The 1,092-nt window shown below is 58.7% G+C and carries 1 protein-coding gene; it reads left to right on the top strand.

Annotated features, from left to right (window positions below; genetic code table 11):
• Positions 1 to 251 precede the first annotated feature (251 nt).
• Positions 252 to 1,092: IS110 family transposase (locus AACY13_RS22570; RefSeq protein WP_339463830.1), on the top strand; the 841-nt coding region annotated here is incomplete at its 3' end.

Here is a 1,092-nt window from a genome sequence, read left to right as displayed (position 1 = left end):
GAAGAAATATCTGCTTGTGTTGTAGCAATATTTTTTTGGTAGTAATTCCAGCCAACGAATGTGATCAGTGCGTAAATAATTAACTTCTTCAAGATTTCACCAATTTCTGCTCATGTTTCTAACGTTTAGGTTAAGGGGCTGCGGCACGCAGTCCCAGAGAGCGAAGCGAACGATTTGAAGGCTGTAATGGACTCTCCCCACACCAGGGTTCTATACCAAGGTGTTGAGGATTGAAAAGTGGGAGAGCCGTTATGAAGCGAATCGCAGTTGATCTGGCCAAGTCCGTTTACCAAGTTGCCGAGAGTGTCCGTGTCGGCCAGGTGGTGCAGCGTAAGCGGCTGAACCGAGAGGCGTTCAGGCGATATATACAGGAGCAGGCCGAGCCGGTCGAGTGGGTGATGGAAGCCTGTGGTACGGCCCACTACTGGGGGCGTGTGGCACAGTCCTTGGGGCATCGGGTGCAGCTGATCCATGCGCGCTATGTCCGGCCCTATCGCCGGCGCAACAAGACCGACCGCAACGACTGCGATGCGATGCTGGAAGCGGCGCGCTGCAAGGATATTTATCCGGTGCCGGTGAAACCCCACGAGCAGCAGCTGCTGCAGCAACTGCACGGGCTGCGCGAGACCTGGAAGAAAAGCCGCACCCAGCGCATCAACCTGCTGCGCGGCATCCTGCGCGAGGCGGGTATCGAAGCCCCAGCGTCCACCGCCGCGTTTATCCGCGCCGCCCACGAGTTGGTTGATCGCGCCGAGCTGGCCCCCTTGCGCCATCAACTGCATATCGTCCTGGCGGAAATCAACCTGTACGAACAATGCATGGCCGAGTGCGAGCAGCAGCTCAAGCGCTGGCACGCTGACGATGAGGTGGTGCGCAAGCTGGATGAAGTCAGCGGCATTGGCCTGCTGACGGCCAGCGCCCTGACAGCGGCTGTCGGCAAGCCTGAACGTTTTGCCAGCGGCCGCCAGCTGAGCGCCTGGCTGGGCATGACCCCGAACGAATACAGCAGTGGCGAACGCCGACGGCTTGGGCGGATCAGCTGCAAGGGCAACATCTATGTGCGCACGCTATTAATCCACGGTTCGCGAGCGG

Origin of the sequence: Pseudomonas sp. EA_105y_Pfl2_R69 (assembly GCF_963970915.1) — a bacterium.
In the GTDB taxonomy this organism is placed as follows: Bacteria; Pseudomonadota; Gammaproteobacteria; order Pseudomonadales; family Pseudomonadaceae; genus Aquipseudomonas.
This window is presented reverse-complemented; position numbering and strand designations above follow the sequence as displayed.